This is a genomic window from Vibrio sp. 10N.222.46.A1 (genome assembly GCF_041473595.1).
Classification (GTDB): domain Bacteria; phylum Pseudomonadota; class Gammaproteobacteria; order Enterobacterales; family Vibrionaceae; genus Vibrio; species Vibrio tasmaniensis_A.
Genome location: NZ_JBFRSN010000183.1, coordinates 1 through 14,328, shown reverse-complemented (window position 1 = coordinate 14,328; position 14,328 = coordinate 1). Strand labels below are relative to the sequence as shown.

Genomic DNA, 14,328 nt, shown 5'->3' with positions numbered 1-14,328 from the left:
CAGGTTCTATATCGATTTAAATTCACCAGTACAACAGCTGAATACGTTGATTGATCATGTGGATAGCGATACTTACCTCATTGATAACCAAGACGAAGTCTTCATCTTATACACCAACCTCGATGCGCCAAACGGCAAGGTGGTGAGCTTTGATACTCGCGATGGGAAATGGCTCGAAATCATCCCTGAAAAGCCACAGCCATTGGATATCAGCACGGGCGGTGGCTACTTGTTTGCCCACTACATGGTCGATGTGGTGTCTAAGATTGAGCAGTTGGATTACCAAGGTAATCGAGTTCGTGACATTCATTTGCCTGGGCTGGGAACGGCCAGTGGCTTAGGTGGAAAAAACGAGCAAACTCAGCTTTATTACACCTTTACCAACTATGTAACGCCGCCAACGATTTTCTCTTTTGATGTTGAATCTGGAAGCTCTGAAATCTACCAACGCTCTGAGTCTCCGTTTGAGTCGGACAAGTTCGAATCTAAACAGATTTTCTATACCTCAAAAGATGGCACTCAGGTTCCGATGCTTATCTCTTATAAGAAGGGATTAGTGTTAGATGGTAATACTCCAACCATGTTGTACGCCTATGGTGGCTTTAACGTTAGCCTAACCCCTTCCTTCTCGGGAACGGTGGGCAGTTGGCTGGAACTGGGTGGTGTGTATGCAGTGCCGAACTTACGTGGTGGTGGCGAATACGGTAAGGCGTGGCACAAAGCGGGTACACAACAACAAAAACAGAATGTATTTGATGACTTCATTGCTGCTGCCGAGTTCTTAATTGAAGAAAACTATACCTGCAATGATAAGTTAGCGATCCGCGGCGGTTCTAACGGAGGCTTGTTGGTTGGCGCTTGCATGACACAAAGGCCTGAGCTGTTCCAAGTGGCTTTGCCTGCGGTTGGGGTGTTGGACATGTTGCGTTACCACACCTTCACGTCTGGCGAAGGCTGGGCGTACGACTACGGCACGTCAGCGCAGAATAGAGAGATGTTTGAATACCTGCTGGGTTACTCCCCGGTTCATAACGTTGTACGAGGCGTCGATTACCCAGCAACATTGGTTACTACAGCTGATCACGATGATCGTGTGGTACCGGCTCACTCTTATAAATTCATCTCAGAGCTGCAAGATAAGCATGAAGGCGGAGCGCCCGTGATGATCCGTATTGACGTCAATGCAGGGCATGGGGCAGGTATGCCGCTGAGTAAAGCTATCGACCTCACTGCTGATATCTACGCATTTACCCTGTTCAATATGGGAATTGAGTCCCTAGATTCACTTTAGCGAATACTTGATTTTAGATAACTGGGTATTTAACTCAGACCAAAAAGCCTCAAAATCTGCCTTAGATTTTGAGGCTTTTCATATATATGAAAACCAATCAAATTCACACCTCGTTTTCTTTGCTTTTCGACACCCTTTTCCGTGATAGCCGCCACCATTACTGATGAAATGAAAGCGATTTCAAGCTGATATTTTACGCATTTTTCACTATAACCTGTTGATCTAAAGTCAGTAGTTTTAGTCATGGATTTTCTAAAAGTTTCATGGCATTTAAGCTGATTTATCAGTGTGAACAGCGACCAACTTTTCAACGCTTTCATTGCTTAATATTTCCCTGTTCGATGAAAACTCAAAAAAATAATAGGGAAATACAATGCAAAAATTTAAGCTTTTGCCAATAACGGTCGCAGTGGCGGCTTCGCTTGCTTCACTCTCTTCTTTTGCTGCTGATACTAATATCGAAGCACTAGAAAAACGAATTCAAGAGTTAGAATCTAAGGTTGTTGATATTGATTATGTTAACGATCAACAACCCGCGGTTTTAACTGCAGAAACTAAGGTGCCAGATGGCATCGTCTTCTCTGGTTATGCTCGTTACGGCGCTCACTACAAGAGCGGTGATGAGCGTTACGTAGACATCGGTACAACAGGTCGTTCTGTCGGTCGTTTAGGTAACGAAGCTAATGGTGGTGAGGTTCAGCTAGCTAAGCTTTTCGAAGCTGACAATGGTGCGATTTGGGACGTCGTATTCATGGCAGACCACTGGGAAGCAGACGCTTGGGCTGACGATGGCGGCCTAAGTATGAAAAAAATGTACGCTGGTGTAACTAATGTATTTGAAAGCCAACCAGAACTTTACATGTGGGCTGGTCGCGACTTCCACCAACGTCCCCAACAAGGTTTGAATGATTACTTCTGGATGACACACGATGGTCAAGGCGCTGGCTTTAACAACCTAGATTTCGGTGGCGCTAAGCTAGATATGGGCTTTGTTGGCCAAGTGAAAGGCGGCCTCGTAAATGACAATGGTCGATACGCAATTACTTCTAAACTTCATTCAATTAACGCGGGTATCGGTCAACTAGACTTGTATGCGAACTACGGTTTTGCTTCAGATGAAGCGGATACAGCAAGCTCTACTGAGTACGTAATCGATCAAGATACAGGTTTAACGGAAAAAGTGGTGACTGCAGGTACTAAAGTCAGTGATGAAACGGCTTACTTGGTAGGTGCGACGTTAGGCTTAGGCGATTCTAACCGATTAATAGTGAAATACGGTGATGGTGCAGATTCATCGGTATTTGAGTTGAAAGGCGACTATAAAACTTTTTACGCAAGCATTGAAGGTAACTACGCAGCATCGGATAAATTCATCATTGATTACCTAGTGTCGTATAAAGATAACTCTGGTGCAGACTTAGCTCGCGATAACACTGAGTATGCAGGTATCGTTCGTCCACAGTACCAATGGGATGACGTTCATTCTACATGGTTAGAAGCGGGTTACGGCATGGTTGATTACGATGACGACGGCGAAGAGAACGCGTGGAAGGTAACTCTATCTCAAAACGTTTCTCTAGGTGGCTTACCTTGGAGTCGTCCAATGCTTCGCTTTTACACAACTGTGGGTGATGTAGAGACAAAAGGCGCTCCAAAAGACAATGGTAATGTAGATACATTGTCATTCGGTGCGATGTTTGAAGCTTGGTGGTAATCACAAGCTAGCGACAGCAGCTCTTTGAATTAGGCATATTTTCAAAGAGCCTGTGTTTAAAAGTAGTAAATACTGTCCATTTTAGCCCTAAAGGCAGATTAATTAGGGCACGTTTCAATTAACTCCATTCTTGGGCACATTCTTTGTGCCCTTTTTTTCGTCTTGAATATCTGTTGTATCATTTTGGATTGCCTCTCCCTCTGCTCTCCATGACATCTTCAATACCTCGTTTCATATTATTTTAATCTATCTCGCGTACCCTGCTTTATCCCTAGTAATTGTAATGGCTAACTCACGTCGTAGCCTTTGCATATCAATAGCCTAGATGGTGGAAAATACTCGATACCCATCGTATTTGATACGCCAATAGGTGTGTTGAAACCCCTTCACGGAACTAAGGCTTTTAACAAAACTGACTCACGATGGATTCATGATTTCATGAAACAGTTTCATGGTGTGAAGTGAATCTGTAAGCGCTTTCATGATTTCCACAACTGGCCTTTTCACCTCCAACTTTAGTGTGATGACACTCACTTCAACCAAGACGCCTTTCTTTAATAATCGTTTTGTAAGCGGTTACAAGCTAATGAAGTATCGAGGTTCGAGTGGCGACAATTAAACACGTATCAGAACATGCAGGTGTGTCTCAGGCGACAGTGTCTAGAGTTATTAATGGCACTAGCAGAGTCAGTCATGACAAAAAGCTAAAGGTTGAAAAAGCGATCAAAGAATTGGGTTATCGCCCGAACTCTATCGCTCAAGCTTTGGCGTCAAGTCGTACCGGTAGTGTTGGCGTTGTTGTTCCAGAACTTGGCGGTTCTTTCTATTCAGGCATTTTGCATTGCATAGAAGAAAACCTACGCCGCTTTGGTTACCACGCTGTGGTTACAGCGGGTTCGAACACCGAACAAGGGCAGCGCGAGTCTGTGGAGTTTCTGCTGGGGCGTCGTGTTGATGCTTTGATTCTTCATACTCAATTGCTCAGTGATGATTATTTAATTGAATTGGAAGAACAGGGGACCCCTGTGGTTTTAATTAACCGCTTCATCCCAGAAATGGCGATGAGTTGCATTGATATTGATAACGAAGTCGGGGGGCTACTCGCTACTCAATATCTTTTGCAAAAGGGACATACAGATATCGCGTGTATTACCGGGCCTTTAGATAAAGCAGACGCTAGGGGGCGTTTGCAGGGGTATCGAAAGGCCTTGGAAGAAGCGGGTGTGCCATACGATGAAGCCTTAGTCTCGGAAGCGGGCTTTACTGAAGAGACGGGCATCAGCGCTATGAAAAAGCTGATGAATCGTAAGTGTCATTTCACCGCAGTATTTGCTTCGAATGATCACATGGCATTTGGCGCCTTTGAGGTGCTGCATCAAGAGGGGCTGTCAGTTCCGAAAGATGTATCACTGGTGGGCTTCGATAACACCATCTTCGCGCGCTATCTGACCCCTAGTTTGACCACCATTAATTTCCCAATTGAAGAGATGAGCATTGAAGCTGTGCAGCTCACTCTGCAAAAGCTAAAGAAAATAAAACATGACGTGAACTTTAAATTGCTGCCGACGTTGGTCACTAGAAACTCGGTATCGGATTTACCAGTTACCCTATAAAAATATTAAGGATAGAACATGAAATTTAAGACCTTAGCGCTTTCATGCGCGGTTGCTTTAGGATTAGGTACAACAGCTGCAAATGCAGCAGACAAAGAAATTCGTTTCGACGGTTTCCCTGATTTCGATAGCAGCCTGAAGGTATTACTGCCTGATTTCGAAAAGGAAACGGGTATCAAAGTTGATTACCTTATGAACAACCACGGTGACCACCACACGAAACTGACAACGAACCTTGCAACGGGTTCTGGTGCGGGTGATGTGATTGTTGTGGACGTTGAGAAAATTGGTCCATTCGTGGGTTCTGGCGGCCTAGTTAACTTGTCTGAAAACTACGGTGCAGATAAGTACGAAGAACGATTCGCACCATACGCATGGGCACAGGGCAAAGGCGCTGATGGCGATATGTACGGCATCCCTGTCGACCTTGGCCCTGGCGTTATGTACTACCGCACTGACGTGTTCGAAAAAGCAGGTATTAATGTAGAAGACGCAATCAAAGATTGGGACTCATACATCGCTGCTGGTGAAAAACTGAAAGAGCAAAACGTACAACTTATCGCTTCGGCAGCCGACGTGGCACAAGCGATTATCTTTACGACGGTTCCTGAAGGTGAAGGTCTGTACTTCGATAAAGATGGCAACCCAGTCGTGACATCAGAGCGTTTTGTTCACGCTTTTGAAGTAGCAAAAGAGATTCGCGACAAAGGCTTAGACGGCCGTATTCTGGCTTGGTCTAACGAATGGTACGAAGGCTTCCGCAACGGCACATTTGCAACTCAACTTTCTGGCGCTTGGCTTCTTGGTCACCTAAACAACTGGATTGCTCCTGAAACTAAAGGTAAATGGGCAGTAGAAAACCTACCTGATGGCATCTACGGAAGCTGGGGTGGTTCATTCCTTTCTATTCCAACTCAATCAGAAAACCCAGATGAAGCTTGGGCGCTTATTGAATACATGACGACGGATCGTGAAGTACAGCTTAAACACTTCGAAACGATTGCTGCTTTCCCAGCGAACATCACCACGTATGACGATGAGCTTTTCCAAGAAGAGATGGAATTCCTAGGCGGACAAAAAGCCCGTCTACTGTTTGCTGAAGTGGCACAAAACATCAAACCAGTATCTCCAGCACAAGGCGACCACGTTGCACGTTCTATCATCTTAGAGAACGCATTGATGGAAGTACTTGATGAAGGTAAAGACATCGAGACAGCGCTTAAAGAGGCTGAGCGTCTAATCAAGCGTCGCACGCGTAATCTTTAATTTGTTATTACTTTGAGTAAGTGAGGAGGCGCGGATAGCGCGCTTCCTTTTTTAAGAGGTCGTTACTATGAATCATACAGCGAGCACAACGATAGAACCTTCGGAGCAAAGCTTTTTTTCTCGTCTAAATTTGAAAGCGCTTACACCGTATGGATTTCTTCTGCCGTTTCTGATCATTTTTTCTGTATTTGGGATCTTCCCGCTGTTGTTCTCTGTTTACCTGTCGTTCCACGAGTGGAACCCGGTAAGAGGCATGGATGCGATGGAGTTCGTTGGTTTTGAGAACTATCACATTGCTTTAACGGACCCATGGCTATGGCGTTCATTGAAGAACACGCTTTGGCTAGCGATCACTTCAGGCGTGGCTCAGCACTTAGTCGCTATTCCAGTGGCTTACATGTTGGTTTCAATGGGTGACCGTATGCGTCACTGGCTAACATCGGCGTACTTTCTACCGTTCATTACATCAACGGTCGCAGCGTCACTGATTTTCTTCAATATGTACTCTCCTAACTCAGGAATTATTAACCAAACGCTAATGGCTCTGGCCGATAGCACGCTGTTTGGTTGGGCATTCGCTTGGGTTAACGATTTCCAACCAATCCGTTGGTTAGACGATGCCACTATGGTGAAGCCGTCTATCGCAATCATGGTTTTCTGGAAATACACCGGTTTTAACATCGTCCTTTACACCACGGGTTTAATGACGATTCCTAAAGACATCTTAGAAGCTGCGCGTATGGATGGTGCCAATGCCTTCCGCCGCTTCTGGAACATTTCACTACCAATGATTCGTCCATTCATCTTCTTTGCTATCACGATGACCATCATCGGTAACCTGCAAATGTTTGAAGAACCGTTCGTCCTAACGCGTGGTACAGGTGGTACTGGCCAATCTGGTTTAACTATCTCGATGTACCTCTACAAAGTGGGTTGGGAATGGCTAGAAATGGGTACAGCATCTGCTATCTCGTGGTTACTGTTTGCACTCATCGCGACTTGTACATTGGTTCAATTTTTACTCTTCGGTAAGAAAGGCTTAGGGGAACATTAAGATGTCGACATCAATTAAGACAAATACCTCACCACTAAGTGGACTGATACCAAGCGAGCGCAGCATGTTCATTCTGACTAAGATCTTGATGGTCATGCTAGGTATCTTACTGGTTGTTTCAGCGCTAATTACAGTCTTTCCATTTGTATGGTCGGCACTGCTATCAACGCGTGACCGTTCTGAAATTTTCGGCACGGGCATTAGCTTTGCGATTGGCGATAGCCTGGCGATTAACTACGCCAAATTGCTTGAAATCATGCCGTTTTGGAAAGCGATGTTTAACTCGATTTACGTGGCTTTCTTAGGTACCACCATCTCGCTGCTGTTTTGTAGCATGGGTGGCTACGCGTTTGCTGTGTTTAAGTTCCGCGGTAAGAACGTGTTGTTCGGCATGCTGGTTGGCTCAATGGCGATTCCGCCTGTGCTTAGCTTGATCCCTTACTTCATGATCGTGAAATTCTTAGGCTTGTTGGATAACCACATGGCGGTATGGCTACCGTTCACTACGACACCATTTGGCATCTTTTTGATGCGTCAGCACGTGATTGCATCGATTCCAAAAGAGCTACTTGAAGCGGCGAAACTGGATGGCGCTGGTGAGTTCAGAACGTACTGGAGCGTGGTACTGCCACTAATGAAGCCTGCACTCGCAACATTGGCTATCGTTCAGTTCGTTTTCTTCTGGAACATGTTTATGCAGCCTCTCGTGGTGCTAAACAACCCAGATAACTATGTCATTACGCAAGCACTTCGAAGTGTTCAAGGTATTCCGAATACGCCATGGGGCGCGGTAATGCTAGGTACCACAATTTCTATTTTACCGCTCGTGATTACTTACTTGTTCGCATCGAAACAGATGATCAGTGGTTTAACGTCCGGCGCAGTCAAAGGTTAGGTTTAAGGGTTATAACAATGAATAAATATCAACTTCCAAGTGATTCAAAGTTACGCAGTAAGGAATTTGTATTCGGTGTCGCGACATCTTCATACCAAATTGAAGGCGGCGTTGAAGAGGGCGGTCGTACACCGTCTATCTGGGACACTTTTTGCAAGAAGCCGGGCAAGGTCGATAACGGCGACAATGGTGATGTGGCGTGTGACCACTACCACTTATGGCAACAAGATATTGAGATGATTCAAGGTTTAGGCGTTGATGCTTACCGTCTCTCTATTGCATGGCCGCGCATCCTTCCGCAAGACGGTGTCGTCAACCAGCAAGGTCTAGAGTTTTACGGTCAGATCATCGATGAGTGTCATGCTCGTGGCATGAAGGTATATGTGACGCTGTATCACTGGGATCTTCCGCAATACCTTGAAGATAAAGGCGGCTGGCTAAACCGCGAAACGTCTTATAAATTCGCAGAATACGCAGAAGTGGTGAGCAAATACTTTGGTGACAACATCGATGTGTACACCACGCTCAATGAACCGTTTGTTTCTGCATTCCTAGGTTACCGTTGGGGCGAACACGCGCCAGGTATCAAAGGTGAGAAAGAAGGCTACCTAGCATCTCACCACCTAATGTTGGCACACGGTTTGGCAATGCCGATCCTTCGCAAGAATGCACCTCATGCTAAGCATGGTGTGGTATTCAACGCGACGCCAGCTTACCCGCTGACGCCACAAGACCAAGGTGCAGCCGACTACTGTGAAGCGGAAAACTACCACTGGTTTATCGACCCAGTATTGAAGGGCGAATACCCACAGTTGGTGGTTGAACGCCAAGCGATGAACATGCCTATGATCCTTGAAGGTGATTTAGACATCATCAGCGCACCTGTCGATTACATTGGCATCAACTACTACACACGCAATGTCGCTCGCTTCAATGAGAACGGCGATATTGAATCGGTGAAGCAAACAGATGCTGAACACACTTACATCGGCTGGGAGATCAACCCACAAGGTCTAACCGACTTATTGGTAAGACTGGATGCTCGTTACGAAAATATGCCACCTATCTACATCACAGAAAATGGTGCAGCGGGCAACGATGAACGAGTAAATGGACAAGTGATGGATGAGCAACGTGTTCGTTATTTCCAAGGTCATATCGAAGCGGTTCACAACGCCGTTGAAGCGGGTGTGAAAGTCGACGGTTACTTCGCTTGGAGTCTGATGGATAACTTTGAGTGGGCATTCGGCTACTGCCAGCGTTTTGGCATTGTCCATGTTGACTACACCACCCAAGAAAGAACATTGAAACAGAGCGCAATTGCGTACCGAAACATGCTTCAAGAGCGCGCTGAGGAGAATAGATAATGGCTAAAGTAGAATTTAAGAATATCAAAAAATCATTCGGTGATGTTGAAGTCGTCAAAGAGTTTGATTTTACGGTTGAAGACGGTGAGTTCGTGGTTTTCCTTGGCCCATCTGGCTGTGGTAAATCGACAACGCTACGCATGCTTGCTGGCCTTGAAAGTATCAGTTCTGGTGACATCGTGGTTGGCGGCAAGTTGATGAATAAAGTCGACGCGAAAGACCGTGACTTAGCGATGGTATTCCAAAGCTACGCTCTGTACCCACATATGACGGTGTACGAGAACATCGCCTTTGCACTAAAACTGAAAGGTATGCCGAAAGCAGAAATCGACGTAGAAGTTCTAAAAGCGGCGAAAATGCTAGAGCTTGACCCGCTACTGAACCGTAAGCCAAAAGAGCTTTCTGGTGGTCAGCGTCAGCGTGTAGCAATGGGCCGCGCGATGGTTCGCACACCGAAAGTTTTCTTGTTTGATGAGCCGTTATCTAACCTAGATGCCAAACTGCGTGGCGTGATGCGTGAAGAGATCAAACACCTACACCGTGAACTAAAAACCACAACGATCTACGTAACCCACGATCAGATCGAGGCGATGACATTGGCGGATCGCATCGTGATTTTGAAAGACGGTTATGTTGCTCAAGTTGGTACACCAACCGAGGTGTTCCAGCGTCCTGCTAACAAGTTTGTCGCGCAATTCATTGGTAACCCGTCAATGAACATGTTGGAAGCAAAACTGATTGAAAAAGAAGGCGAGTACTTCGTTGAAATCGGCGATGTTCAGATCCCACTGCCTGAGCGCTTTAAGTCTCTGGCGTCTAAGAACCTAGCGCTGCATTTTGGTGTTCGTCCAACAGACATTCACCTACGTGCCGAGCAAGTTGACCACGACCGCGTGCTGCCATTCCCTGTGAAAATCAAAGACAAGGAATTACTGGGCGCAAGCATTCTTCTGAAAACAGAAATTGGCGGTCAACCGTTGATGGTTGAAACCCAAGCGGCTGAAGTCGATGTAAAAGATCTGACGCTTTATTTGGATTTGGATGCTTTCCACTTGTTCGATGCTCTGAGTGAGAACTCGCTAGCGAGCTAGCCAATCAATTTAAATCAGTCATTGAGCTGACACCAACCAACTTACGACAAATTGTTTTGGCTCCTCCTGATTTGGGAGGGGCTAGGGATAGTGATGATGAAATTCGGATATTTTGACGATAAAAGCAAAGAATACGTAGCAACCACACCGTGTACGCCGATCAAATGGTGTAACTACGTGGGCACATTAGATTTCGGTGGCATTGTAGATAGCAACGGCGGCGTATTGCTGTGTAAGGGCGATCCGGCACTCAACCGCATTACTAAGTACATTGCTCAACTGCCAAACTCAGATTTCAAAGGCTCGACCATGTACCTCAAGGTACGTGATGAAGCGGGCAACGTAGAAATATTCTCACCTTTCTACACCCCAACTTTAAAGCCATTAGATAAGTTTGAAAACCACACCGGTTTGTCATACACCACCATCATTGCAGAAGCCTTTGGTGTACGTTGTGAAGCGACTTTCTTTGTACCAAAAGCTGACCAAGTCTTGTTGCAAGACATCAAGGTCACCAACATTTCAGACAAAGCACTGCACGTTGATGTGGTGCCTGTTTACGAATTCACGCACTTCGATGCACTTAAGCAACTACTGAATGCCGATTGGGTTCCACAAACCATGACGCTAAAAGCACACCAACAAGAATCGGGTCACACCGTGCTTGAGCAGTATGCTTTTATGAAGCGTGACTACGCGGTGAACCTGATGACAGCGGATCGCCCTGCGACGTCTTTTGATGGTGATCGCCAATCGTTCCTAGGGAATTTGGGCTACGGTACATGGGCAGCACCACAAGCACTAAACAATGATGAATTAGGCAACACCGAGTGTTTGCGTGGCGACAACATTGGCGCACTGAACCTGCGTCTGGGTTGGCTATCTCCAGAGCAGACAGAACGTACGATTGTACAAATCGCGCAAGAACAGAGCCTAGAAGCCGCACTTCCTCTGCTGGCTAAATATCGTGACCATCAAGTGGTCGATTCTGCTTTCGCTGAACTGGCTGAACATTGGGATGGTTACCTACAAGCGGTTCAGGTTGAAACGCCAGATCCTGCAATGAACTCAATGTTGAACGTACATAACCCACGTCAGTGCCACACAACCAAAAACTGGTCTCGTTACTTGTCTCTGTACCAGCTTGGTTATGGGGCTCGTGGCATCGGTTTCCGTGATTCTTCGCAAGATACGTTAGGCGTAATTACTCACATGCCAGAAGAAGCGCGTGAGTTCATTGAGCGTCTGTTATCTGTGCAAAACACCAACGGTTCTGCGATGCACCAGTTCTTCCCATCAACCATGGAAGCGAACGCGGGTGACTCGCGAGAAGAAGAAGATCGCCCTGATTACTACGGTGATGATCACCTGTGGATCATCTACGCGGTGACGCAATATGTGAAAGAAACGGGCAATGCAGACTTCTTGAATAAAGATATTCCGTTCTATCAAAAAGACAAAGCGGGCAACCCAGTCGAAACGGGAACGGTTTGGAACCACCTGTGCCGCGCGATTGAGTTTACTTACACCAATACCGGTGAGCACGGTCTACCGCTATTAGGTTTTGCTGACTGGAATGACACGGTGAACCTACCAACGGGTGCTGAGTCGATGATGGTGGCTAACATGTACGGCAAAGCACTGCTCGACATGTTGGACTTGTGTGAGTTGCGTGGTGAAGCGCAACTGACGGCTAAGTTTAAAGATCAGTATCAACAGATGCAGAGCACCGTCAATGAATGCGGCTGGGATGGCGAATGGTTTGTTCGTTATTTTGATGAGCAAGGCTTGCCGATCGGTTCTCATAAAAATGAGCAAGGGCAGATCTACACCAATGGTCAAAGCTGGCCCGTAATTTCTGGCTTCGCGACTCAAGAACGTGCAACGCAAGCGCTAGATTCGGTTTACAACAAACTAAACACTACCAATGGCATCAAGCTTTCAACACCGGGTTACAACGGCTTTGATCCTCAGCTAGGTGGTGTATCGACTTACCCACCAGGTGCGAAAGAGAACGGCGGTATCTTCTTGCATTCAAACCCATGGGTGATGATCGCAGAAGCGAAAATGGGCAACGGTGAGCGTGCTTACGAGTACTACCGTCAAATCAACCCAGCTTCCAAAAATGATGACATCGATACCTTTGAATCTGAACCTTACTGCTACCCACAAAACATTCTGGGTGACGAGCACAAACAGTTCGGTTTAGGACGTAATGCGTGGCTTTCTGGTACTTCATCTTGGACTTACGTGGCGGGTACGCAGTGGATTCTGGGTGTTCGCCCTGAAGTGGATGGCTTGCTGGTGGACCCTTGTATTCCGGCAGAATGGCCAGAATTCAAAGTCCGCCGTCAGTTCCGTGGTGCGACATATCATATTCATGTCACTAACCCGAATAACGTGTGTAAGGGGGTGGTTGAAATGAAGGTAAATGGTGACCTGATTTCAGGTAATAAAGCGCCAGTGTTTACCTCTGGTGAGCACACCATCGAGGTGATTTTAGGTTAACAAAGAGAAGGGCGCTTTATGCGCCCTTTATTGCTTCTTTCGTTGCAGTTGTTTCGTTAGCAATGCGTTCTCTGGGGGCTGATTTCGCATACAGCAGTTGCTTTACTTTGCTTTCTTTATGTTGGCTGATAGGTGGCTTGGCATTGCCAAGTAAAGGTTTGAGATTGGTTCGGGCTAAGCGTCAATAAGCCAATCTGGTTATTGAATGCGTCGGCTGGGCAAGTCATTGGTTCTATTGCAATACTTTGCTCGCTCGTTGGCGTGTAAAGCTGAACGAATGGGTAGCTTTCATCTTGTTGGTAGCGAATTGCGGCAGACGAATCTGAGCGCGTAAACGCAAGTTGGTTGGTTGTCTTGGAATCAAATTCAAAGCAGTGATTTAAGCTTTGATTGGTGAGTGAATCGTCCAAAGACAAACGGTCAAAAGCGTGTTTTTCACCATTGGGTAGGTCGTTTTCGTGTATGACCTCAGAGCAAGGCGACATAGCGAGTCCACATTGTGCTAGCTCAGTACCGAGTGAAAAATAAGGGTGCCAAGCATCTCCGAATGGGAAGGCGGAATCACCCAAATTAGAGACGGTCGTTGAGGAAGTGAGTTTACCCGTGGTATCGATAGTGAAGGTGACTTCAAGGTTGAACGCAAACGGGAAAGCAGGATGCAAAGATGACGTTTGATACTGCAACGTCACACTGGCGGATTCTTCAGTGGTTACGCTGTTTGTGATTGAAAAAGGTTGGTTGTAGAGCAGGCCGTGTACGGCGTGATCAGACCATGGAAAGTTAGCTGGGAGTTGATGGTTTTGGTTATCGAAACTGTAACGACCTAAGTTTAAACGGTTTGGAAAAGGGAATAATTTAGCACTGCGGGAAAAGAACGGATGTTGGTTGATCAGTTCATCATAATTCTGATAACCACAAATAAAAGAGAATGGACTGTTATTTACGATATACTTATTAATAACAGCACCAAATCCATTGATTATTTGAAGTTCTATACCATGTTGGTGGTTTATTAATGTGACAGAGTCAATATTTCCAAATTTTTCATTTATAATTTTAAACATGTTGATGTCTCCATTTTAAAAAGATATTAACAAGAAGAAAAAAATATTCAATGGCGGTTTTAAAATGAATAATAAAATTCCATATACGAGCTACTCAGGAAATTCGGAACACTTATGTAAAAAAGGTGATGCAGTTGAATTTATTCAACCTTGGTACACGCCAATTTCTACCACACCAGAAAATACCGGTATGGCGGTGGGCGGAATTGGTAACACATTTACACTGACGCCAAACGGAAAAACACCAAATTTCAGCTTTATTCCGGGAATATTTGTCGATTGTTCAGAGCAAGTTATTAATTTTAATGATTTTTATGCGTCAGTGATGAATGTGCCAACCATCGACACGCTGCAAGTTTTTAATGAACAAGAGCTAAGCGTTCACCTGAACTTCTATCCTGCTTTGTTCGATGGAAAAAAGATTGAAAGTAGAGAAATGTCGAATGCGATTAGTCTCATTCAAAC

At 45.7% G+C, this 14,328-nt stretch carries 11 protein-coding genes and 1 pseudogene; 10 read left to right on the top strand and 2 right to left on the bottom strand.

From position 1 onward, the window contains the following. On the top strand, positions 1-1,291 hold a 1,291-nt coding region (locus AB4496_RS06250; RefSeq protein ID WP_372130700.1), incomplete at its 5' end, for a prolyl oligopeptidase family protein. A 29-nt stretch (positions 1,292-1,320) separates the two neighbouring features. Here AB4496_RS06250 and AB4496_RS06245 read toward each other — a convergent pair. Then, on the bottom strand, positions 1,321-1,611 hold the full coding sequence (locus tag AB4496_RS06245; RefSeq protein WP_102257662.1) for a hypothetical protein: 291 nt from the start codon (positions 1,609-1,611) through the stop codon (positions 1,321-1,323). 53 nt (positions 1,612-1,664) lie between these two features. Between AB4496_RS06245 and AB4496_RS06240 the strand changes: the two genes are divergently transcribed. The 8 genes from AB4496_RS06240 to AB4496_RS06205 all read left to right on the top strand — a co-directional run bounded on the left by AB4496_RS06240 (position 1,665) and on the right by AB4496_RS06205 (position 12,799). Beyond that, positions 1,665-3,005, top strand: coding sequence for a carbohydrate porin (locus tag AB4496_RS06240; RefSeq protein WP_102257661.1), 1,341 nt, complete (start codon positions 1,665-1,667; stop codon positions 3,003-3,005). A 605-nt stretch (positions 3,006-3,610) separates the two neighbouring features. Next, entirely contained in the window at positions 3,611-4,618 is a 1,008-nt protein-coding gene (locus AB4496_RS06235) for a LacI family DNA-binding transcriptional regulator (RefSeq protein ID WP_012601182.1), read from the top strand. Between the two features lie 18 nt (positions 4,619-4,636). Beyond that, on the top strand, positions 4,637-5,884 hold the full coding sequence (locus AB4496_RS06230; RefSeq protein WP_102257660.1) for an ABC transporter substrate-binding protein: 1,248 nt from the start codon (positions 4,637-4,639) through the stop codon (positions 5,882-5,884). 67 nt (positions 5,885-5,951) lie between these two features. Continuing rightward, entirely contained in the window at positions 5,952-6,938 is a 987-nt protein-coding gene (locus AB4496_RS06225; RefSeq protein ID WP_102257659.1) for a carbohydrate ABC transporter permease, read from the top strand. Between the two features lies 1 nt (position 6,939). After that, a complete protein-coding gene (locus AB4496_RS06220; protein WP_009846153.1) occupies positions 6,940-7,833 on the top strand; it encodes a carbohydrate ABC transporter permease in 894 nt (297 codons plus the stop codon). A 17-nt stretch (positions 7,834-7,850) separates the two neighbouring features. Further along, positions 7,851-9,200 carry a GH1 family beta-glucosidase gene (locus tag AB4496_RS06215; RefSeq protein WP_102257658.1) on the top strand — a complete coding sequence of 450 codons (1,350 nt, stop codon included), beginning with the start codon at positions 7,851-7,853 and terminating at the stop codon, positions 9,198-9,200. Then, on the top strand, positions 9,200-10,291 hold the full coding sequence (locus AB4496_RS06210) for an ABC transporter ATP-binding protein (protein ID WP_004732790.1): 1,092 nt from the start codon (positions 9,200-9,202) through the stop codon (positions 10,289-10,291). Before AB4496_RS06215 ends, AB4496_RS06210 begins: the two co-directional genes overlap by 1 nt. 93 nt (positions 10,292-10,384) lie before the next feature. Continuing rightward, on the top strand, positions 10,385-12,799 hold the full coding sequence (locus AB4496_RS06205; RefSeq protein ID WP_102257657.1) for a GH36-type glycosyl hydrolase domain-containing protein: 2,415 nt from the start codon (positions 10,385-10,387) through the stop codon (positions 12,797-12,799). Between the two features lie 116 nt (positions 12,800-12,915). Here the strand turns inward: AB4496_RS06205 and AB4496_RS06200 are convergent, their stop codons facing one another. Beyond that, complete coding sequence (locus tag AB4496_RS06200; RefSeq protein WP_102257656.1) at positions 12,916-13,863, bottom strand: aldose 1-epimerase; 948 nt, start codon at positions 13,861-13,863, stop codon at positions 12,916-12,918. Between the two features lie 64 nt (positions 13,864-13,927). Here AB4496_RS06200 and AB4496_RS06195 point away from each other — a divergent pair. Further along, positions 13,928-14,328 (top strand): annotated as a pseudogene (locus AB4496_RS06195) (glucosylceramidase); the annotation flags it as partial.

What these genes read in the sequence shown, in the direction of transcription:
- AB4496_RS06210 (WP_004732790.1), top strand. Translation starts at nt 9,200, where the DNA reads ATGGCTAAAGTAGAATTTAAGAATATCAAAAAATCATTCGGTGATGTT.
- AB4496_RS06225 (WP_102257659.1), top strand. Translation starts at nt 5,952, where the DNA reads ATGAATCATACAGCGAGCACAACGATAGAACCTTCGGAGCAAAGCTTT.
- AB4496_RS06200 (WP_102257656.1), bottom strand. Translation starts at nt 13,863, where the DNA reads ATGTTTAAAATTATAAATGAAAAATTTGGAAATATTGACTCTGTCACA.
- AB4496_RS06240 (WP_102257661.1), top strand. Translation starts at nt 1,665, where the DNA reads ATGCAAAAATTTAAGCTTTTGCCAATAACGGTCGCAGTGGCGGCTTCG.
- AB4496_RS06245 (WP_102257662.1), bottom strand. Translation starts at nt 1,611, where the DNA reads ATGAAAGCGTTGAAAAGTTGGTCGCTGTTCACACTGATAAATCAGCTT.
- AB4496_RS06220 (WP_009846153.1), top strand. Translation starts at nt 6,940, where the DNA reads ATGTCGACATCAATTAAGACAAATACCTCACCACTAAGTGGACTGATA.
- AB4496_RS06215 (WP_102257658.1), top strand. Translation starts at nt 7,851, where the DNA reads ATGAATAAATATCAACTTCCAAGTGATTCAAAGTTACGCAGTAAGGAA.
- AB4496_RS06230 (WP_102257660.1), top strand. Translation starts at nt 4,637, where the DNA reads ATGAAATTTAAGACCTTAGCGCTTTCATGCGCGGTTGCTTTAGGATTA.
- AB4496_RS06205 (WP_102257657.1), top strand. Translation starts at nt 10,385, where the DNA reads ATGATGAAATTCGGATATTTTGACGATAAAAGCAAAGAATACGTAGCA.